Source organism: Merdimmobilis hominis (assembly GCF_900104615.1).
Classification (GTDB): Bacteria; Bacillota; Clostridia; order Oscillospirales; family Ruminococcaceae; genus Merdimmobilis; species Merdimmobilis hominis.
The window spans coordinates 1,943,783-1,964,666 of the sequence record NZ_LT629939.1; the positions used below are offsets into that span (position 1 = coordinate 1,943,783).

The 20,884-nt window shown below is 56.1% G+C and carries 20 protein-coding genes; 6 read left to right on the forward strand and 14 right to left on the reverse strand.

Translation table 11 applies throughout. The annotated features are described in order from the left end of the window. Positions 1–209 precede the first annotated feature (209 nt). The gene (locus tag BQ5353_RS09395) at positions 210–698 is read right to left on the reverse strand and encodes a hypothetical protein (protein ID WP_054331768.1); all 489 of its coding nucleotides are present in this window, start codon (positions 696–698) and stop codon (positions 210–212) included. Between the two features lie 327 nt (positions 699–1,025). Between BQ5353_RS09395 and BQ5353_RS09400 the strand changes: the two genes are divergently transcribed. Genes BQ5353_RS09400 through BQ5353_RS09415 form a run of 4 tightly spaced genes read left to right on the forward strand, consistent with a single transcriptional unit; the run spans position 1,026 to position 4,888 of the window. Continuing rightward, positions 1,026–1,400, forward strand: a complete 375-nt coding sequence (locus BQ5353_RS09400; protein ID WP_071428000.1) for a GntR family transcriptional regulator — start codon at positions 1,026–1,028, stop codon at positions 1,398–1,400. Beyond that, entirely contained in the window at positions 1,397–2,299 is a 903-nt protein-coding gene (locus BQ5353_RS09405; RefSeq protein WP_054331770.1) for an ABC transporter ATP-binding protein, read from the forward strand. Before BQ5353_RS09400 ends, BQ5353_RS09405 begins: the two co-directional genes overlap by 4 nt. Then, positions 2,274–4,601 (forward strand): DUF6449 domain-containing protein, encoded by a 2,328-nt coding sequence (locus tag BQ5353_RS09410; RefSeq protein WP_143117210.1) that lies wholly within the window; start codon positions 2,274–2,276, stop codon positions 4,599–4,601. Before BQ5353_RS09405 ends, BQ5353_RS09410 begins: the two co-directional genes overlap by 26 nt. 35 nt (positions 4,602–4,636) lie before the next feature. Beyond that, entirely contained in the window at positions 4,637–4,888 is a 252-nt protein-coding gene (locus BQ5353_RS09415; protein ID WP_071428004.1) for a hypothetical protein, read from the forward strand. 116 nt (positions 4,889–5,004) lie between these two features. On the opposite strand, the gene cls is transcribed toward BQ5353_RS09415, so the two are convergent. The 3 genes from cls to galE form a co-directional block, all read right to left on the reverse strand. Beyond that, positions 5,005–6,534 (reverse strand): cardiolipin synthase, encoded by a 1,530-nt coding sequence (gene cls / locus BQ5353_RS09420; protein ID WP_071428006.1) that lies wholly within the window; start codon positions 6,532–6,534, stop codon positions 5,005–5,007. Between the two features lie 132 nt (positions 6,535–6,666). Beyond that, on the reverse strand, positions 6,667–7,023 hold the full coding sequence (locus BQ5353_RS09425) for a DUF3788 domain-containing protein (protein WP_231358173.1): 357 nt from the start codon (positions 7,021–7,023) through the stop codon (positions 6,667–6,669). Positions 7,024–7,099: 76 nt separating this feature from the next. Next, on the reverse strand, positions 7,100–8,110 hold the full coding sequence (gene galE, locus BQ5353_RS09430) for a UDP-glucose 4-epimerase GalE (RefSeq protein ID WP_054331774.1): 1,011 nt from the start codon (positions 8,108–8,110) through the stop codon (positions 7,100–7,102). Between the two features lie 190 nt (positions 8,111–8,300). Here galE and BQ5353_RS09435 point away from each other — a divergent pair, with 190 nt between their 5' ends. Further along, positions 8,301–8,966 (forward strand): HD domain-containing protein, encoded by a 666-nt coding sequence (locus BQ5353_RS09435; RefSeq protein WP_054331775.1) that lies wholly within the window; start codon positions 8,301–8,303, stop codon positions 8,964–8,966. Here BQ5353_RS09435 and BQ5353_RS09440 read toward each other — a convergent pair. The 10 genes from BQ5353_RS09440 to BQ5353_RS09485 all read right to left on the reverse strand — a co-directional run bounded on the left by BQ5353_RS09440 (position 8,944) and on the right by BQ5353_RS09485 (position 19,771). Then, positions 8,944–9,732 (reverse strand): YwaF family protein, encoded by a 789-nt coding sequence (locus BQ5353_RS09440; protein ID WP_161802854.1) that lies wholly within the window; start codon positions 9,730–9,732, stop codon positions 8,944–8,946. The genes BQ5353_RS09435 and BQ5353_RS09440 overlap by 23 nt on opposite strands. 322 nt (positions 9,733–10,054) lie before the next feature. Next, positions 10,055–10,288 carry a DUF3006 domain-containing protein gene (locus tag BQ5353_RS09445; RefSeq protein ID WP_054331777.1) on the reverse strand — a complete coding sequence of 78 codons (234 nt, stop codon included), beginning with the start codon at positions 10,286–10,288 and terminating at the stop codon, positions 10,055–10,057. Positions 10,289–10,349: 61 nt separating this feature from the next. Beyond that, positions 10,350–11,396: a ComEC/Rec2 family competence protein gene (locus BQ5353_RS09450; protein WP_054331778.1), complete on the reverse strand. Its 1,047-nt coding sequence runs from the start codon at positions 11,394–11,396 to the stop codon at positions 10,350–10,352. 3 nt (positions 11,397–11,399) lie between these two features. Further along, the gene (locus tag BQ5353_RS09455) at positions 11,400–13,328 is read right to left on the reverse strand and encodes a YgiQ family radical SAM protein (protein ID WP_071428007.1); all 1,929 of its coding nucleotides are present in this window, start codon (positions 13,326–13,328) and stop codon (positions 11,400–11,402) included. A gap of 184 nt (positions 13,329–13,512) precedes the next feature. Beyond that, positions 13,513–14,259 (reverse strand): TraX family protein, encoded by a 747-nt coding sequence (locus BQ5353_RS09460; RefSeq protein ID WP_071428009.1) that lies wholly within the window; start codon positions 14,257–14,259, stop codon positions 13,513–13,515. A 160-nt stretch (positions 14,260–14,419) separates the two neighbouring features. Further along, entirely contained in the window at positions 14,420–17,071 is a 2,652-nt protein-coding gene (locus BQ5353_RS12565) for an FtsK/SpoIIIE family DNA translocase (protein WP_054331780.1), read from the reverse strand. Positions 17,072–17,111: 40 nt separating this feature from the next. Beyond that, on the reverse strand, positions 17,112–17,993 hold the full coding sequence (locus tag BQ5353_RS09470) for an undecaprenyl-diphosphate phosphatase (protein WP_071428012.1): 882 nt from the start codon (positions 17,991–17,993) through the stop codon (positions 17,112–17,114). Between the two features lie 26 nt (positions 17,994–18,019). After that, positions 18,020–18,247: a YlzJ-like family protein gene (locus tag BQ5353_RS09475; protein ID WP_054331783.1), complete on the reverse strand. Its 228-nt coding sequence runs from the start codon at positions 18,245–18,247 to the stop codon at positions 18,020–18,022. After that, positions 18,244–18,951: a ClpP family protease gene (locus tag BQ5353_RS09480; RefSeq protein ID WP_082398625.1), complete on the reverse strand. Its 708-nt coding sequence runs from the start codon at positions 18,949–18,951 to the stop codon at positions 18,244–18,246. The genes BQ5353_RS09475 and BQ5353_RS09480 overlap by 4 nt, the downstream gene beginning before the upstream one ends. 328 nt (positions 18,952–19,279) lie before the next feature. Beyond that, entirely contained in the window at positions 19,280–19,771 is a 492-nt protein-coding gene (locus BQ5353_RS09485; protein WP_071428014.1) for a deoxycytidylate deaminase, read from the reverse strand. A 229-nt stretch (positions 19,772–20,000) separates the two neighbouring features. Here BQ5353_RS09485 and rsmA point away from each other — a divergent pair, with 229 nt between their 5' ends. After that, positions 20,001–20,876 (forward strand): 16S rRNA (adenine(1518)-N(6)/adenine(1519)-N(6))-dimethyltransferase RsmA, encoded by an 876-nt coding sequence (gene rsmA, locus BQ5353_RS09490; protein ID WP_054331785.1) that lies wholly within the window; start codon positions 20,001–20,003, stop codon positions 20,874–20,876. Positions 20,877–20,884: the final 8 nt, after the last annotated feature.

Genomic DNA, 20,884 nt, shown 5'->3' on the forward strand with positions numbered 1-20,884 from the left:
AAAAACTGGTGGGACTTGGGCATTTTTTGAAAAAAGGGTGTCGCCCATAGTATGGACAGGAATTCATTCTAAAAGTGGTGGATTTGTAAAATTTTGTTGCAGCCCCTGCGCAAAATACCTTGGAAAACAGTGGAAGGGGAAAACGGAAATGCTACAAAGAAAAAGGGCGGCCGAAGCCGTCCTTTCTGTATAGGGAAAATCCATTTCCATTATTTGGAGAGGGCATCCTCCCGGAACTCGATGGGGAGAAGCTTCCACATGATCACATCGCCGTCTTTGACCACGATGGAATCGGTGGATTCGGTGGTGACAGTGCCGTTGTACAGGAGGCTCCAGACATAAGCGTCATCCGACTGGAGGTTGCCAAAGCCAATGTACTCGCCGGACTCATCGGTTTCAAAGGGAACGGTTTCCCCGTATTCCACAACCGCTTTGGTCAGGTCGCGGACGGTAGGGGCTTCTGCATTTTCCGCCACAGCGGAGCCTTCGAACATAGCCACGCCTTCTTCATCAACGATGGTGAAGATGGTGGTGACCTTCTCACCTGTGGCGCCGCCGTCAAACACAGCGACCTTTTCCTCAGCCTGGGAAGAACTGATGCCCTGGCTGGAGGAAGAGTTACCGCCGTCGTTGCCGCAGCCGGCAAACACAGCGGCCATCACCGTACCGGCCAATAAAACTGCAAAAATCTTTTTCATTGTAATTACCACCTTTTCTCCGGCGAATCAAGATAGATTATAAGCTGGAACCAGGCCCCGCCGGCGAGCCGGACTGAAAATACCATACCGTTTTCCAGCACGTCCAGTATAGCATAGTTTGGTGCCCTGTCAAAGAATAATTTGTGAACTTTTGGTGGCGGTGGGACAATCTGCTGTATAACTGTACTAATACACACAGTACAGTTTGTGGGATATTCCAAAAATCATTGGAAGCCATTGCCTTTTTTAGATAGGGGTGTTATGCTGTAACTGTACTAATCAAACTAATACGGTTAATACACTTGTTGATACAGCGAGGTGATCCAATTGTTTAAGCTTGACACGCAGAGCAGAACCCCGATTTATGAGCAGCTGAAAGCCCAGATAACCGAATTGGTGGTCATCGGCGCCCTGGAACCTGGAAGCCAGCTCCCCTCGGTGCGGTCCCTTGCCCGGGACTTAGGGGTCAACCCCAACACGGTACAGAAGGCTTACCAGGATTTGGAGAGAGACCAGGTCATCTATTCGGTATCCGGCAAGGGGAGCTTTATCGCCTCCCACGACCGTTCCCGCAGGAAGATTCAGCTCCAGTTTTTGGACCGTCTAAAGCTGGCCGCCCGGGATGTGATGAACAGCGGGACGCCGTTGGAAGAAGCCGTCGAAACGGTGCGGACGGTGTATGAGGAGGGTGTGACACAATGATTGAAGCGAAGAGCCTAGTCAAAAAGTTTGAAGATTACCCGGCCCTGAACGGGTTGACCACCACCATTGAACCCGGTTGGATTTACGGTTTGGTGGGCACCAACGGCTCGGGAAAATCCACCTTTATGCGGACCATCGCCGGGGTGTATCAGCCGGATGAGGGGAGCCTCCAGATCCAGGGGGCGGATGTCTTTGAAAATATCCACGTCAAAGATAAGGTGCTGTTTGTGCCGGATGACATGTTTTTTCTGCCCCAGTCCACTTTGGCGGACATGGCGGCACTTTACCAGGGGATTTACTCCGGCTGGTCCCAGGATAAATACCAGGAGCTGGTCAAACGTTTCCCCATCAGCGACAAGAAAAAGATCAACACCTTCTCCAAAGGGATGAAACGGCAGGCGGCCATCATCCTGGCCATTGCGGCCCAACCGGATTACCTCCTGCTGGATGAGGCGTTTGACGGCTTGGACCCGGTGATCCGGGTGGCGGTCCGCAAGCTGATCGCCGACGAAGTGGCATCCCGGGGCATGTCGGTGCTCATCGCCTCCCACAACCTGCGGGAACTGGAGGACTTCTGTGACCACATCGGCATCCTGCACCAGGGAAAACTCCTACTGGAGCGGGAGCTGGATGACCTGAAAGGGGAGTTCTGCAAGGTACAGGCGGCGTTCAAACCCATGGTGGACATCGACACTTTAAAAGAGAAACTGGAAATCCTCTCCATTGAAATGAACGGAAGTATCGTCAACCTCATTGTCCGGGGCTCCCGGGAGGAGGTCTTGGAGAAGATCAATCACTTCAACCCCCTCATTGCGGACAGCATGCCGCTTTCGCTGGAGGAAGTATTCATCTATGAAATGGAGGCGGTAGGGTATGATTACAACAACATTATCTTCTGATAAAAGCAGGAGTTTTGGCTTTTACAAAGACACATTGCGGCGCCTGAAATCCTTCATTTTGTTCTATGGTGCAGTGGGATTTGTTTTCTTCCCCCTCCAGTACTTGATGGGGGTCCTGCGGGACAATGGCTACTACTTCATGGGCCTTGGGGAGGTGTTCAACGCCATTTCGATGGTGTTTTACGGACCCTTCCTGTGTGTCGTTCCGGTGATCGTCGCCGCCCAAATTTTTGGCTATATGCATTCCAAAAAGGCGGTGGACCTGTACCACGCACTCCCCATCCGGCGGGAGGAGCTGCTCCTCTCCAGCTTCGCCGCAGGCTTTACTGCGATTTTGGGACCTCTGGCCCTGAACTATGCCATTGTGATCCTGCTCAAAGCAGTTCGCTTTGGCGGTGGCCAAGAGGTTGGGAAGGTGGTTATCAACTTCCTGTATGCGGCGGTGATCTGCTTTGCCGCCTTGGCCATTGCAGCCTTTGTCTTCACACAGGTTGGCACCAAGTTCGACAGCATCGTCATCACCTTGGGGATGTATGTCATCCTGCCGGCCCTGTACCTGGTCACCATGTTGTTTATGAGTGAGCACCTGTACGGCTTCAATGTGGATCAAAGCATCAATTGGAAGCTGCTTTTGGGCCTTTCCCCCCAGCTGCTGTTTTTTTACCTGTACCAGGGGGATTACCCGTTGTCCTCGGACCCCAATATGCCCACCGTGGCATCGGGGCATGTGACCGCCTTTGTCTGGCTCATCATCGGCATCTTCCTGGCATTGGCTGCCGCTGTTATCTACCGCCGCCGCAAGAGCGAGATGGCCGAGAACACCTCCACCGGTGGTATCCTCAAGGTGTTTATTAAAATTGCTTCCACCTACCTGGCCTCATTGCTGATGGGCTTTATCTTTGAAGGGGTCTTTGGGGTGGGCGGCGATGACTTCAGCATGTTCCTGCTGGGCGTGGTTCTAGGCGCAGTCTTAGTCTACCTCACAGCGGAAGTCATCCTTTCCCGCAGCTTTAAAGCCATCTTCAAATCCCTGCCCATGGCCGCTGGCTTGGCGGTGCTGCTATGCGCCTTCTCCTTTGTCATGCACCAGGGTGGTTTTGGATATGTAACCCGCGTCCCCAAGGTGGAGGATGTGGCTTCGGTCACCATCGACTATCGGGGCGCCTACGGCGAAAATGAGCGGCAGGGTGGAACCGGCAGATATGTGCAGGACGTCACCCTGGAAGGGGAGGAAGCCAAAGCTTTGGTGATCCAGCTGCACCGCCTCTCGGTGGAGGAATACCAGCAGTACAAAGGGGAGGTCCCCGACGACAGCCGGTATTACCGCGGCTACAACTATGTGAATATCTCCTACAAAATGGCCGGCGGCAGCACGATGAACCGCAGCTACAGCAGTAAGAGCCAAGGGTTCTTGGAGTGCCTGGCCCGCCTGGAGGCCAACCAGGAGTTTATCACCAAAACCCACCCAGTCTTCCGAACCCAGTACAAGGATTTGGAGAAGGTTACCCTCACCGGTGCCAGTGGGGTAGGCAACGTGCCTCTCACCTTCTCGGAAGAGGAGATGAACCAGCTGTTCACCTGCATGCAGGAGGATCTGCTGGCCCGCACCTACGACCAGGTGGTCAATGGCAAACCGGCCATCGGCTTCCTCTCCATGGACTATAAGTTTGACAACCGGCATAATGAGTATTATTCTTCGGACCACTCGGGCCGGAACCAGCAGAGCGAATACCCGGAGGAAAATTTCTTCATGGGTGGCCAGCTGACCTTGACTGAGGACTTCACCAACACGGTGGCTTTCTTAAAGGAGAAGGGCTATGGCTCGATGCTGGAGCTGCAAGAGGGCGAAGTGGTCGGTCTGGTGTTCCGCCATCCCATGTATGACGGATACAACAGCGAGGTCATTTCCCTGGTGCGGGACTACAACTTCAATTCCTACAACAGCGGCAACCAGACCTGGAAAGAGGAAAAAGGCTATGTGGTCTATCGGGACGACCCGGGGCTGATCGGGGAGATCCTTCCCAAGCTGCACAGCAGCACCATCAACGGATACCGGTGTGTGCGGGTGGATTATGTGGTCAATGAAAATCTGACCGCCAATGGGGCGATGGAATTCCCCGGCGGCAGCGTCTCCAACCAGGGGGCCTATGGTTACCTTGCGATTGACGACCTGCCGGAGGACGTGCGGGAAGAACTTGCAGAGATCGACTCTGAGGGGATTGAATACGGCCAAACCACCTATCCCCAGGTGGCCGTCGCCACCGAATCGCTGTCGGAAGACCTCGCCGTGCAAGAAGAATAACCAATTGTTTGATGTGATAGAAAAGAGGGTCAAAGATGGAACTGTACTGCCCCCGATTGCCCAAGGTGATCACCCTCACCCAGGGCGTTGCCGGAACAGTGGCTATTATTAGCTTCCTACAGGGATTTTTCGGGGGAAGCCTGGCCGTGTTTCTGGTTTCTCAAGTGTGCCTCCTGCTGGCGGGACTGCTGGCGGTAGACCGCAGGTATTTGGTCTGCATGCTGTTTGACCTGTCGGCCATGGTGTTGCTCTTTGTCCGGTATGCACAGGTGTTTTGCAGCCTGTAATACCCCATTTTATTGCAGCCGATAAAACAGAAAACTCCCCCCGGTGGATGCATCCGCCGGGGGGAGTTGTTGCTTTGCAGGGATCCCTTTCCCCAGCCCATCTGGGAGGGCCGCCGTCACATCAGCGGGGCAAAAATTTTGAGGATAGCCCGGAAGATCCGGCGGGGAAGAGGAGTCATCTGAATCTCTTCATAGGTGACTATTTTGCACTTTTCCAGTGTGGTTTCTATATCCCGGCGGACATCTGCCACCACCGGCGAATAAAAAAAAGCCACCCCACATTCAAAATGGAGGTAAAAACTGCGGTAATCCATGTTGGCTGTGCCCACGATGGCACAGCAATCGTCCGAGACAAACATTTTGGCGTGAATAAACCCGGGGGTATACTCATAAATTTTTACTCCACAGCGCAGAAGGGATTGATAATAGGAGCGTGTCAGTTCGTGGACAAACCATTTGTCTGGGATGTGGGGGGTGAGAATCCGCACGTCAACGCCGCTTTGGGCCGCGGTGGACAAGGCGGTGAACATTTCGTTGTCCAGGATCAAATAAGGGGTTGTGATGTAGACGTAGTCATTGGCCCGGCTGATCATCTGGAGATAGGCGTTCTCGGAGATGTTCATGCTGTCCAGGGGGCTGTCCCCAAAGGGTTGGACAAAGCCGGCCGCGGCGGTACAGGAATGGGTGGGCACATACTGGGAAAAATCCCGCTGCTCCTGGGGGTTGCTGAACTGCCACAGGCTCAGGAACATCAGGGTCAGGTTCCACACCCCATCCCCCTCCAGCCGGACGGCAGTGTCTTTCCAATGACCGTGCTTTTCAAAGGCATTGATGTATTCATCCGCCAAGTTGATACCGCCGCAGAAGCCGATGTTGCCGTCCACCACGCAGATTTTCCGGTGGTCCCGGTAGTTCATCACCATGTTGAGATGGGGGCGGTAAGGGTTGAAAACCGTGACCTGTAGGCCCAGCTCCTTCAAGGTCTGGTCATAGCCGGGGGGCAGGGTCTGGATGCACCCCACATCGTCGTAGAGAAGGAGGACTTCCACCCCTTGGGCGGCTTTTTCCCGCAGGATATTGAGAACGGAATTCCACATCTCCCCCTCCTGGAGGATGAAATATTCCAGCAGGATAAAACGCTGGGCCGACTGCAGGGCCAGCAGCAGGGCGGGCCAGAAATCTTCCCCTAGAGGGTAGTAATCCGCCAGGGTGTTCTTCCACACAGGGAAGCCGGACCCATTTTTCAGGTAGCGGGCCTGCACCCCCAGGGAGGGGGAAGCTTCCTCTAGCTCCCCAGCCACCCCGGAATCCACCTGGATCTGCCCGGCGGTGGTGCAGTTAAACTCCACCACCCGTTTTTTCAAGGCCCGGGAAAGGCGCTTAGAGCCGAAAATCAGGTAGAACAGCCCGCCAAAAATGGGCAGGGCGAGAATGGTGATCACCCAAGCCAGCTTGTATGAGGGATTGTCCTCTCGGGAGACCACCCATACCACCAGCAGTAAGCTGATGCACTGGGTCAGCACATATACTGGCAGGGCGTGAACGCTGAGGTAAAGCACCACATAGGAGAGGAGTCCGAGCTGGAGGGCGATCAACAAGGTGACCAGCACAACGCGGCTGGTCAGAAAACGCAGGAGCTTTTTCACCGCGTCATCTCCTTTCCTGGGCGCTGCCCACACTTTTGTAGTGTATGCTATACACAGGGGATTATGGACCTTCCCGCCAACGCCAAAATTTACAAAAAACCCCCTCCAGAAGTTGGCTCCAGAGGGGGGCCCCTACGACTGGCGCAGGGCGATCAGCCGTTCTAGGGAGGCAAGGATAGCCGGGGTGGTGACATCCACCATCAGCCAGCGGCCGCCCATGCCGGATTTGGTGTTTTGATACAGCTGTTGGACATAGGGGTCCAAAGAGGGGAGAAGGAGTTCCGCCTCGTTCTGCTTTTTGTCCCCGATGACCACCATGCAGGAGAAAGATCCCTCCACCGGGTATAGGGTGCAGAGGGCTTTGCCGCTTTTTTTGTATTTTACATTCCACCCCGGGGCCATGGCGCATTTGCTGTATTCCACCTTGGGGGTGACACGGTAGGTCTCTTCCAGGTGGATGAGGAACTTTCCCCATAGGGGAGTGGCCACCGCAGCGGCATCTCCTCCAAAGAGGGCTGCCGGTCGATGGGGTACCGGGTTTTCCAGCCCATAGGTTGTCCCCTTTCTAATTTTGCTGCCGATGGAGCAGGGTGTAATTCCAGGCGTCCCGGCACATTTCGTCGATGCCCCGGCGGGCCTCCCAGTGGAGAATTTCCTTAGCCAGGGAGGCGTCGGCGTAACTGCGGGCGATGTCCCCATCCCGCCGGGGGGCGATGACCCGGGGGATCTTCACCCCGCTGGCCCGCTCAAAAGCGTCGGCCACCTCCAGGACGCTGTACCCCTTGCCGCTTCCCAGGTTGATGGGGTGAGCCCCTGGGTTGTCCTTCAGGTAGTCGAGGGCGCAGATATGGCCCTGTGCCAGGTCGCAGACGTGGATGTAATCCCGGATGCCGGTGCCGTCGGGGGTGTCGTAGTCATCCCCGTAGACTTTGAGGCAGGGCAGTTCCCCCAAGGCCACCTTGGCAATATAAGGGAGCAGGTTGTTGGGGATGCCGTTGGGGTCCTCCCCCAACAGCCCGGAGGGGTGGGCGCCTATGGGGTTGAAATACCGCATCAGGGCAATCCGCCAGCGGCTGTCCGAAGCTGCCAAATCGGTGAGAATCTGCTCGATGTACACCTTGGTCATCCCGTAGGGGTTGGTAGAACCCAAGGGGAAGTCCTCCCGGAAAGGGGCGGTGTTGCAGCCAAGGTAATACACCGTGGCCGAGGAGGAGAACACCAGGGAGAAACAGCCGTGGCGTTCCATGGCCCGGCAGAGGTTCAGGGTGCCGGTCAGGTTGTTGTGGTAGTAGAGGAGGGGCTTTGCCACCGACTCTCCCACTGCCTTGAGGCCGGCAAAGTGGATCACCGTGTGGATGGCGTTTTCCTGGAAAACCTGCTCCAATTGGCCCTCGTCCAGCAGATCCGCTTGATAAAAGGGGAAGTCCCGGCCGGTCAGGGTGCGGATGGCGTCCAGGACCTCCGGTTTGGAGTTGGAGAAGTTGTCTAGAATGACGATCTCCTCCCCTTGTGCAAGAAGCTGGGCAGCAGTGTGGCTGCCGATATAACCGGCGCCGCCGGTGATGAGAATGGCCATAATGTTCCTTCCTTTCTCGGGGGATAGCAGGGGGTGAAACCTTTGTTCTTAGTATACCGGCGGGATGGGATAATGTCAATTTTTTCCCCAAAGATTTGAACAGCCTGTTAAAGATAGCCGGTTTCTATTTCAAACGCCGCCAAAAGCGGCTATACTAATGGATATGAGGGAGAAGACAAGGAGGTATTGTATGAATCCTATTACACTGGAGGACATCCAGCAGAACGAAACCATCAAAACTTATATTGTCCGGGCGGATGAGACTTTAATCGCCCTGGGATATACTGAGCACGCTTTTGCCCATGTGACCAAAACTGCCTATGAGGCTTACAGCCTGCTTTTAAAGCTGGGCTACGATGAGCGCACTGCGGAGCTGGCCCGGATTGCCGGGTATCTCCACGACATCGGCAACATGGTCAACCGGGTGGACCACGCCCAATCCGGCGCGCTGATCGCCTTCCAGCTCCTCACCGGCCTTGGAATGCCGCCCCAGGAGATCGCCACCATCGTCACCGCCATCGGCCATCACGACGAGGCCACCGCCGCCCCGGTCAACCCGGTGGCTGCGGCCCTCATTCTGGCCGATAAATGTGATGTGCGCCGTTCCCGGGTCCGCAACCGGGATGTCTCCAGCTTTGACATCCACGACCGGGTAAACTACTCGGTGGTCCGGTCGGAGATGCTCTTTGACCACGAGAAACGCACTCTGACCCTCCTTTTGGAGATTGACACTGAAATCTGCGCAGTGATGGATTACTTTGAAATTTTCCTGAGCCGGATGGTCCTCTGCCGCCAGGCGGCGGAACACCTGGACATCACCTTTAAACTGAACATCAACGGTCAGAGCCTATTGTAACCGGCTCTTTCTGCTCCCCAAAGGCCCACATACTGCGGTGATCCATGGCCACAAAAACTCCATAGATGAGAAGGCAGGCCAGCATTACCCCGAGGAACATCACCATCAGGTAGGCCCCGTGGCCAAAGGCGTCAAAAATCCAGACCAAAGGGGTTCCGGGCGGGGCGGAGTAGAGGAACATGTAATTCTCCCCAAAGGTAAAATCCACCAAAAAGGCCAGGGACGCCGGAACCATCAGCACTGCCGGCACCTGCCAGAACTTTTTCAGGCTGGGCCGGAACCCCTGGAACAGAACCATGGCAAGGGGCACAAAGAGCAGCAGGCCGTGCAGGGTCAGGCTTTGCAGGGTCTGGAAATGGAAATAGGGGTAGGTGTCTACAATCCCAACTGGGTAAAGGATGGCCACCACACCGCCTAGGATGCCGGTATAAAAGATAAACTCTTTCAGGCATCCCCAGCCGGTAAAGACCGCCAAGGGGATGAAAAATACCTGGGTGCCGCACAGGTGCAGCGGCAGCAGCTTAACCCAGTTGGTCTCCCCTAAACCTACCATCCAAAGGATGCGGGCAAATTCCACCACCGGGATGGCCAAGGCCGCCAATTTGATGATGCGGTCGTTTTTCTCCCGGGACTGGCCCCGCATATGGGATAGGGCAGCATAAATCAAAAGGCCCACTGTGGCCATGCCGATGAGGTGTTTTATCCCCAAGAAGGGAAAGGCCTCCCCCGGCGGAATGTCCGGCCAAAAGGCAAAAAACTGTTTCATACCAATCATCCTCTCACATAGGGTCGCGGGGGATTGGGCCCAATTGAAAAAATCCCCATGGCTTCCCCCAATCATTGCTAGGGAAGATTGTATCATGCCGCCGTGAATGGATTGTTCCTTTTTTGTGGAAGAACTGTGAATAAAGGGAAAAATGGGTTTCCTCTTTTTGGGGAAACCCATTTTATATTTCCGGCGGGATTTGAAAGGGGAAACCGTGGAGCACAAGGGGAGAAGACGGCTCCTTTGGTGCAGGCAGTCAGAAGATATCCCAAAACAAATGCCCCTGGACAAGCCTTGTCCAGGGGCTGGGGTTGCAGCCAGATTATTTGGGGTCAGAGAAGGCCCGGTGCATCAGCTCCAGCACCCGCTGGCGGGTGACCCGGGTGCGCTCGGTGTCCACGGTGATCACCCCGTCGGCGAACAAGTTGAGGCAATCTCCCTCTTTGGCCCCCTCGGGAAGCCGATCCCGGGGGAGGTTCAGGTTGACTAGCCCGGTCTCGCAGTCCTCACAGACGGCGACATCCCCTTCAAAACGGTCGATGACTGCCTGTTTCATGAAAAGTACCCTCCTTGTGTGTGGGAAATACGCTCCCTTGGGATGTTTTATCAGGCTCCCCTTACGCAGCCACCGAGTAGCTCTCCCCGGCGTCGGTGGTCAGGTTGATGGTCTCCCCATCGGTGACCATCTGGATGTTGCCAGACAGGTCGGTGCGGTAAAAGGGGCAGTATTTTTTCAGCCGGGCCACAATCTCCTTGTGGGGGTGGCCGTAGTCGTTGTTTTTGCCCACCGAGATGGTGGCGATTTTGGGGCCCACTGCGTCCAGATACCGCTTGCTGCTGGAGGTGGAACTGCCGTGATGTGGGACACAGTAGACGTCGGCGGACAGGTCTAACTCCATGGAGAGGAGGGTGCTTTCCGACGCGGTCTCTGCATCGCCGGAGAAGAGGAATTCCGCATCCCCATAGGTCAGGCGGCAAACCACCGAGGTGTTGTTCAGGTCATTGTATTCCCGCCGCGGGCCCAAAATGGTCAGCACTGCGCCGCCGCCCAAGCTGTATTGGGTGTCGGGGACGGCAGTGGTGACGGTCATCCCTTTGTCCAAGACAGCCTCCAGCAGGTCGGTGTAGGTTTTGGTGGTGGGGACAATCTTCTCCGGGATGGGGGAGAGGATGACCTGCTTCACCGGCATGGCTTTTATCACCGTATCCAGCCCGCCGATGTGGTCGGAGTGGGCATGGGTGCCAATGGCCATATCCAGGGATTGTACCCCCTGGGATTTTAAGTAGGCGAGGACTTCGTCCCCTTTGTCGTTCTCCCCGGCGTCGATGAGCACGTTTTTGGAAGGCCCTTTGATGAGGATGGACTCCCCCTGGCCCACGTCGATGATATGGACTTCCAACGTTTCCCCCAAAAGCTCCGGCAGGGGCGTATCAGAGGAGGGGGAGGATTCCCCGCCCTGGGGCAGCTGGGAAGATGAGGAGGAGAGGTTCTCCATCCCATAGCTGCCCGCTGCCTCCAGAACCTCCTCCCAGGTGGGCACCATAGGGAGGTTCAAAGAAAATTCGCTGTTTACTGTGACCAGCAGGGCGGCGGCCGCCGCCAGGGAGGCCGCCCAAATTTTTCGCATGGTCCGCTTTTTGAAAAATCGGTTCCGTCTTGCCATCTGTTATCGATCCTTTACCCGTTTGGATGTGTGCTTTCCCGCAGGTTTTTTCCCGGCCCGCTTCCCACCTGCTTTGGAAGGGGAAACAGCCCTTGTGCGGGGGGCGGTTTCGCTTTTCGCCCGCCGGTAGGCGATGTACTCTCGGTCCGGGGGGACCAGGCAGTCCTTGCCGGTGCCGATGAGATCTTCCCGCCCGATTTTGATCAGGGCTTCGATGATGATCCGCCGGTTTTCCGGTTTGTAGTATTGAAGCAGCGCCCGCTGGAACCGCTTTTCCTCCATGGTGCGGGGGACGTAGACTGGCTCCATGGTCAGCGGGTTGATGCCGGTGAAGAACATACAGGTGGAGACGGTGCCCGGAGTGGGGTAGAAGTCCTGCACCTGCTCGGGGCGCATGTTGTTTTTCTTGAGGAAGAGGGCCAGTTCCAGGGCGTCCTTGACGGTGCTGCCGGGGTGGGAGCTCATCAAATAGGGTACCAAGTACTGCTCTTTGCCCACCTCTTGGGTGATCTTATAGAATTTCTTTACAAACCGCTCGTACACCTGGATAGGGGGCTTGCCCATCATCTCCAGCACGTTGTTGCTGCAATGCTCCGGCGCAACCTTCAGCTGGCCGCTGATGTGGTGCTCGATCAGCTCCCGCATAAAGTCGTCATTTTTGTCCTTCATGATGTAGTCAAACCGCAGCCCGGAGCGGACAAACACCTTTTTTACCCCCTTGATCTTCCGCAGCTTTTGCAGAAGGTCGATGTATTCGGTGTGGTCCACAATCAGGTTGGGGCAGGGGTTGGTGCCCAGGCATTTGCGGTTTTTGCACAGGCCGTACTTCAGCTGTTTGTCGCAGGAGGGCCGCCGGAAATTGGCGGTGGGGCCGCCCACGTCATGGATATACCCCTTGAATCGGGGGTTGGAGAGGAAGCTTTTCGCCTCTTTGAGGATGGACTCCTCACTGCGGCAGGTCACCTGCCGCCCCTGGTGGAAGGCGATGGAGCAGAAATTGCAGTGCCCAAAGCAGCCCCGGTTGTGCATGATGGAGAACTCCACCTCTTCAATGGCTTTGACCCCTCCCTGGGCTTCATAAATAGGGTGGTACATCCGCTGGAAGGGGAGGTCGAACACCTGGTCCAGTTCTTCCTGATTCAACGGTTCCATAGGGGGATTTTGGACCAGGTACCGCTCGTCCTGCTTCTGGACGACAGTCTTGCCGTAGACATGGTCATGCTCGTCCAGCTGCTGGCGGCAGGCCCGGGCATGGGCCTCCTTGTCCACGCTGACCCGGTGGAAGGAAGCGCAGGTCACCGCGTCCTGGGGCAGCTCAAACTGCTGGCAGAGGTAACAGGTCCCCCGGATATCCCGAATGGCTTTGGGGTCCTCCCCCAGGGCCAGGCGGCGGGCGATCTCCGCAGTCTGTTTTTCCCCCATGCCGTAGATGAGCAGGTCGGCCTTGGAGTCGATAAGGATGGAAGGCCGCACTGCATCATCCCAGTAATCGTAATGGGCAAACCGGCGCAAAGATGCCTCCAATCCCCCGATGACGATGGGGATATCCGGGTAGATCTCCCGGATTTTGTTGCAGTAGGTGATAAGGGAGCGGTCGGGCCGCCGCCCTGCCACGTTGCCAGGGGAATAGGAGTCGTCGTGGCGTTTGCGCTTGGCGGCGGTGTAGTTGTTGACCATGGAATCGATGTTGCCGCCGTTGACAAAAAAGCCCAGCCGGGGCCGGCCAAATTTGGTGAAATCCCGGTCGGACTTCCAATCGGGCTGGGCGAGCACCGCCACTTTATATCCGAGGGCTTCCAGCTCCCGGGAGACGATGGCCATCCCGAAGCTGGGGTGGTCCACATAGGCGTCCCCGGTGACGCAGACAATGTCCACCTGCTCCCAGCCCAGGGCGCGGGTCTCCTCCGGGGAGATGGGTAAAAATCCAGCCATGTTGTTCTCCTTTATTTTCAAACAAATGTTCCAATTTTCGTTCTTTACCCTTAATTATAACAAACCCCAAGGGAAAAAAGCAACAGGGAAAACCTTCTCCCTTTTTTCTTAATACAAGATAGAAATAACCTCCTTTCGCCGAAATAACGAAAGGAGGTAGCTCTGTAAAACCAAAGCGGTCAGATTATATCGCCCATTGCCAAATCCAATATAACAGCAATAAATGAGCAGGGTAAAAAGCATAGCAAACGTATTGGAACCATTTGGAATGATATCCCTGCCTGCCGTGGTAAAGCCAAATTGGAATCAGGGACAATAGAGCAAAGCCCTGCTGCACAATTTGGAATTCATACCCGGCAAGGGTTACAGGATAAAAGTAACCGCCGATAACCCAGATGTTTAATACAGCCAAGCACATAAACTGTCCAAGGAAGCACCACCATTTTCTTTCGTGGAAGATATAAAATGTCAAAACGGTCAGTACACCGGCACCGTAGTAGTCAACCATGGTAATTGTTCCAAGAAGATAGCCAGCAAGTGCTGTTATCACAATGACCGGCCAGGTTACCCACCATTTTTTCCCTTCTTTTATTTTTCCCAGGAAGGTTATGCACAGCAGCGCAATCAGAAAAGTCCAAAGGACATTCTGATGGAATGGATAGATTAGCGAGCTTCCATAGATTAGGTTAAAAGGGATTTCGGAGACAATGGCAAAGATAAATATCCGGCTTATATACCTGCGGACATTGGATGTGTGGAAAAAACCTTCCACGATCATAAATGCAAAAATAGGGAAGGCTATTCTTCCAATACAGGTCAGCCACTCCTGGGCGGGAAACAACGTGGCCCAGAGATGGTCTCCCAGCATAAGCGCCATTGCCAGAATATGCAGAGAAAATGAACTGATTCCCTTTGCTTTTGTTTGCACCATGGTATTTCTCCTTTTTACCAATTTTAAGTGGAAATTTGCAAAACAGACCGATCTATTTGCCTGCAGGAGGGCTTCTAATTTATTTACTCTACCATATTTCTCTATTTTATTCAATTGGATATAAAAAGCGGCATCCCCACTGGGATGCCGCAAAAGGGAGCTACTGCTGATTGTTGAGTTTCATTTCGATCCAGCGGTCTTTGCTGATCAGCACTTGCCGGGGCTTGCTGCCCTCAAAGGGGCCCACAATGCCCCGGACCTCCATGTCGTCGATGAGCCGGGCGGCCCGGGCATAGCCCAACTTCAAGCGGCGCTGTAAGAGGGAGGTGGAGGCCTGTCCCGCCTCGATGACACACTCCACTGCCAAGGGAAGCATCTCGTCCTCGTCGTTGAAGCCGCCGCCGTCCCCGGAGTTTTTGCCCTTGGGCTCGGCTACCGCCTGTTTGTCGATCTCCTCGATGATGCCTTGGTCATACTCATGCTTCTCTCCCTCTTTGAGGAAGGAGGTCACCCGCTCAATCTCCTTGTCGCTGACAAAGCAGCCCTGGACGCGGATGGGCTTGGCTGCCCCCACCGGGGAGAAGAGCATGTCACCCCGGCCCAGCAGCTTTTCGGCACCCCCCATATCCAAAATGGTGCGGGAGTCCACCTGGCTGGAGACGGCAAAGGCGATCCGGGAGGGGATGTTGGCCTTGATGACGCCGGTGATAACATCCACCGAGGGCCGCTGGGTGGCGATGATCAAATGCATTCCTGCAGCCCGGGCCATCTGGGCCAGGCGGCAGATAGAATCCTCCACTTCATTGGGGGCCGCCATCATCAGGTCGGCCAGCTCGTCGATGATGATGACGATTTGGGGCATGGGGTGCAGGTCTTCCCGCTCCTCACAAAGGGAATTGTAGCCGGAGAGATCCCGCACGCCGGTTTCGGCAAAGGTTTTGTACCGGTTGAGCATCTCGGTAACCGCCCAAGCTAGGGCGCCAGCCGCTTTACGGGGATCGGTGACCACTGGCACCAGCAGATGGGGAATGCCGTTGTACACCCCCAGTTCCACTACTTTAGGGTCCACCATGAGGAACTTGACCTCATCCGGGCTGGACTTAAAGAGCAAGCTCATGATGATGGAGTTGATGCAGACCGATTTGCCCGAACCGGTGGATCCGGCGATGAGCAGATGGGGCATCTTGGCAATGTCTGCCAGGGCGATGTTGCCGGTGATGTCCTTGCCCAAAGCCACGCTGACCCGGCTCTTGGCCTCCATAAACTCTGAGGAATCGATGATCTCCCGCAGGGAGACGGTGGTGACCACCTTGTTGGGCACCTCGATGCCCACAGCGGGCTTGTTGGGGATGGGGGCCTCGATCCGGACACCGGCCGCTGCCAGGTTGAGGGCGATGTCGTCGGCCAGGCCGGTGATCTTGCTGATCTTCACCCCGGCGGAGGGCTGGAGCTCATACCGGGTGACTGCCGGGCCCCGGCAGATGTCGATGATCCGGGTCTGGACCCCAAAGCTCTGCAGGGTATCCACCAAGCGCTGGGCGTTGGCCTTTAGTTCCTCGGTGACGTCGTCATTCTTAGCAGGTGGGGCTTCGTTGAGCAGGGTGATCGGCGGGAAGGAGTAAACGGGGACCTGAGGGTCTTTGATGAGGATTTCCTGGTCCTCCAAGGGCAGATCCCCCGAGGCGGCATCGCCGGGCTCCTGTTCCGGCTCGGTCTCCGGGCTGGACAGCTCATCGGGGGAGTCCACCCAGGGCAGGTCCTGGGCCAGGACGGTGCCTCCTTCCGCCGGTTCGGCAGCGGGCCCAGCTTCCTCCTTTGGGGGGATAGCGTCTTTGTCCACCGTGATCAGCTTGCTGATGATGTCATCCAGGTAAGCGCTGTTCTCCGACTCTGCGGATTGCTCCTTAGATTCTTCCTTGGGGAGCTTGTCCTGGGTCTCAGGCTCGGGGTCACAGCGGAACTGGGGCTTGAGCAGCTTGGCGTCCAGCTTGTGGGAAGCCGGTTCCTCCGCCGCAACCGGCCCCTCTGCCAAAGGGGGGAGTGGGGCGATGGAATCCAGCAGCTTTTCCTTGGCTTTGCTCACGCCAGAGCGATCCATGCTCCCCTTGGGGGATTTGACCGGATGGGCGGGCAAGGGTTCGTCGTCTAACGGGACGTCGATGTTGAATTTGGGGCGGCGGCGCTCATCGCTGACCCGCTCCACATAGGCTTCTTCCAGCTTTTTGACCGGCTGGGCTGCCGATTGGTAAAGGTCGATGAGGGTGCCGCCGGTGATGACCATGACAAACACAAAGATCAAAAGGCAGATGGTGATGGAGGCCCCCAGCTTGCCGAACAGGTGCAGAAGAGGGACGCCGACAAGCCCTGCGGCCAGCCCGCCGCCGTGCATGGCCTCTCCGCTGTAGTAGAGCTGTTTGGCGGTGGCGATAAACCCTTCGGTCTCCGGGATGCCCAGGGTGAAGATCTGCACCGCCCCGCACAGCAGGGCGACCAGCACAAAGGTCTGCCAAAGTTTGTGGCCGATGTCGCCGCTGGGCTTTTCCAGGGCAGTCATCACCGCTATGTAGATTAGGATGGGGCAGATGAGGAATCCCCCCCAGCCAAACAGCCCAAACAACAGGTTGTGCAGGGTGTTCCAGAAGCTGTCCCCTTTTACAAGTGCCAGTGCGCCGAAGAGAATGCCCAAGGCGAAGAGCACCACCGCCCACATCTGCCGCCGGGCGCGGTTCTGTGCCTCCAGCTGTTTGGCGGTGGGCTTTTTTGCACCGGTTGATTTTTTACGGGAGGATGATTTTCCCTTTGTCGTAGCCATTCTTTTGTAACCTCCTGTTGCCGTGGGGTGGAAAAACGGGTTATTGGAGCCAGGTGAGGACTATCTTTTGCAGGGCGTGGTCGGTGAACATTTCATAAATACCCGCGGCGGTCACCAAGGTTCCAAGCGCCAGGGTGTAGTAAGCAAAGATTTTAAACTTATCGCTTTTCACCAGCCAATTGACCATCTTGATGGCGATGAGGCCAAACACTGCCGCAGAGAGCATGCCCACTGCCATCACAGAAAAGGGCAGGGAGACGCCGGCCTCCGCCGCGTCTTTGATCTCCAAAATGGCGCCGCCCAAAACGGCGGGCATGCCCATGATGAAGGAGAAGGTCACCGCGTATTGGCGGTCTAAGCCCATCATCAGCCCGGTGGCGATGGTGGAGCCAGAGCGGGAGATGCCGGGCAAGGGGGCAATAGCCTGGGCCGCTCCGATGGCCAAGGCGTCGCCATAGGTCATGGTTTTCGGGGTTTTGCGGCCCTTGGGGAACCGGTCCGCTAAGGTGAGCAAAACGCCGGTGATCAGGAAACAGATGCCCTCGGCCAGGATGCTGTTGTCGCTGGAAAAACCCTGGAGCCAATCTTTAAAAACAAAAGTGACAGCCAGGGGCAGGAGGGAGATGATCAAGAGGACGATCATCCGCCGGTAAGGGGTGAGGTGGGAGAGTTGGAACTTCCCTTTAAAGATATCGCCCACCATGCAGAAAAACTCGTAGATCAGCCGCAAGATGGTCTTGTGAAAAGCCAAAAACACGGCAATCAAGGTGCCCAGGTGCAGGAGGATGGAGAAGAGGGCCCCCGTTTCCCCGCCCTGGCCGGTGAAATACTGGATCAAAGAGAGGTGGCCGGAACTGGAGACTGGCAAAAACTCGGTCAAACCCTGGATAATGCCTTGAAAAAGCGCGTTCAAGATGTTCATGAGGAACCTCCGTATGTATCCCGCCCCTAACAGGACGGGTTGTTGTCAGACTGGGGCAAGGTGTAAGTGCTTCCGGGGGCAAACTCCGGTTTGAGGTAGACGGCGGGGTCGGTAGAGATCACCCGAGAGATGATCAGATCCCGCCCTTGGCGGACCCCTTCCAGGTAGCCGCCGTCAAACCCCGCCACCTCCATGGTGGGGGCGGCCGGCTGCTCCATTAAATACCAGGTGGGGGTCACCGAATGGATGATCATTGGGCATCCTCCTTCGGGGTGGACTCAATCAGCTCATAAAGGCAGGCGATGGCGTCCCCAAGGCCCCCCAGGTGGTCAATCAGCCCCTCCTGGACCGCGGCGTCGCCGTCGAGAACGGTGCCCACATCCATCATCAGTTCGCCGGTGGTCATCATCAGTTCCCGGAACCGCTGGGAGCTGATACCGGAATTTTCGGTGACAAACCGGACAATCCGCTCCTGCATCTTGTCAAAATAGGAGAGGGTCTGAGGGACGCCTAAAACCAGGCCGTTCATCCGCACCGGGTGAATGGTCATGGTGGCGGAGGGGACAATAAAGGACTGCTTAGCGCTGCAGGCCAGCGGCACGCCGATGGAGTGTCCGCCGCCCAGCACCAGGGAGACGGTGGGTTTGTTCATCCCGCTGATCAGCTCGGCGATGGCCAGGCCGGCTTCCACGTCGCCGCCAACGGTGTTGAGAATGATGATCAGCCCTTCAATGGTGGGATCCTGCTGGATGGCCACCAACTGGGGGATAACGTGTTCGTATTTGGTTGTTTTGTTTTGGGGCGGCAGGATGTAGTGCCCCTCAATCTGCCCGACGATGGTCAGGCAGTGGATGACGTGTTTCCCTTTAGCAGGGGTGACCGAACCGGTTTTGATGATCTCTTCGGTCTGGTCGGACCGCTCCTCATCCAGGGAACGCTCCTCTTCCTCCTCCGACATGGTGGGGGAGGGAGAGGACCCGCGGCGGTAGGGGGATTCCCCATGGCTGTGACCCATATCCAAACACTCCGTTTCTTTTACAAAAATCCCTGCCATGGCGGCCGGGTGTTTCGATAGGTAGTCTTTCCGCAGCGTGTTTTATTATACGCTTTGCGCCGGGGGGAATATGTGCTTTCTTGGCGTTTCTTCCACCGTGAAAAGCACAACATCTCAACTTTAAATTATACCATGTTGCCCCCAGAAGTCAAACGAAGGCCCCTTTACGATTTTCTTATTTTTACAGGGGAAAACGAGGTCAAAAAAACAGGCGGCCGAAGCCGCCTGCCGTTTAATAACCCTTGATTTCGTCTAGGGATTCATCTTTTTCCACATAGTCCCGCTGGACGTCGATAATTCGGAATTGGTCGCGGGTATCCCGCACCACAACCTGGGCGATACCTGCGTTGATGATCATCCGCTTGCACAGGGAACAGGGGTTTGCCCCAACCACATAGTTGCCGGTGGAACACTCCAGCCCCACCAAATAAAGGGTGGCGCCCAGCATGTCGGCCCGGGAGGCGTGGATGATGGCGTTCTGTTCTGCGTGGACCGAGCGGCACATCTCATACCGCTGTCCCCGGGGGATGTTGAATTTCTCCCGGGTGCAGTACCCCAGATCGCAGCAGTTCTGCCGGCCCCGGGGAGCTCCTACATAGCCGGTGGAGATGATCTGATCGTTTTTCACAATAATCGCTCCAAAATTGCGGCGCAGGCAGGTGCCTCGGGCGGCTACCGTTTGGGCGATATCCAAATAATAATTATACTTATCTCTGCGTTCCATGGGATGATTCTCCTTTTTGTATGCCGCCAAGTTGGCGGTGGGAAGCGCCTTTTGTGCCCTAGTTGATACAAAAGGACAAATTTTTAGGTTCTCCCCCATTTTAATGCAAAACTGGCCTATGTGCAATGATTTTTTTTTGACTTTGTGTTACAATGAAGCAAGAAGCGCCGTTGGGGAGGCCTTATCCCTCCCGGCAGTCATCATTTTACTGGTTTTGGAGGACAAGTCCTTGAAATTATCCAACATTTCGGTCATCAAAGACCTGCTCGGCCGCCATGGGTTCACCTTTTCCAAGGCCCTGGGGCAGAACTTCCTCATCAACCCCACCGTCTGCCCCCGCATGGCAGAGGAGGGGGGAGCGGCCCCCGGTGTCGGGGTCATCGAAATCGGGGCTGGCATCGGCGTGCTCACCGCCGAACTGGCCCAGAGGGCGGAAAAGGTGCTCTGCATTGAGATCGACTCCCGGCTGCTGCCTATTTTGGATGAGACCCTGGGGGAATACAACAACATCAAAATCATCAATGAGGATGTGCTGAAGGTGGACCTGCCCGCCCTCATCGCCCAGGAGTTCCCGGGGATGGAGGTGGTGGTCTGCGCCAATCTTCCCTACTACATCACCTCTCCCATCCTGATGGACCTGCTGGAGCAGCGTCTGCCCATCCGGTCGATCACCGTCATGGTGCAGAAGGAGGCCGCCCAGCGGATCTGCGCCCCATTGGGGAGCCGGGAGGTTGGTGCGGTCACGGTGGCAGTGCGGTATTTTTCCGAACCAAAGGTGCTGTTCCAGGTGTCCCGAGGCTCCTTTCTGCCCGCCCCGGATGTGGATTCCACCGTCATCCGGCTGGATGTCCACCAGGAACCGCCAGTCTCAGTGCCGGATGAAACGCTGTTTTTCCAGGTGGTGCGGGGGGCTTTTTCCCAGCGCCGCAAGACAGTTTCCAACTCCCTGTCCAGCGCGTTGTCGCTCCCCAAAGCCGCGGTCAATCAAATTTTAGAGGCGGCTGGGGTTCCCCTCACCGCCCGGCCGGAGCAGCTCTCTATGGAGGAGTTCGCCGCCCTCTCCACGGCCGTAGGCAATTGGAAAAAGGCGGCCAACCGGGAATAGAAAAAACC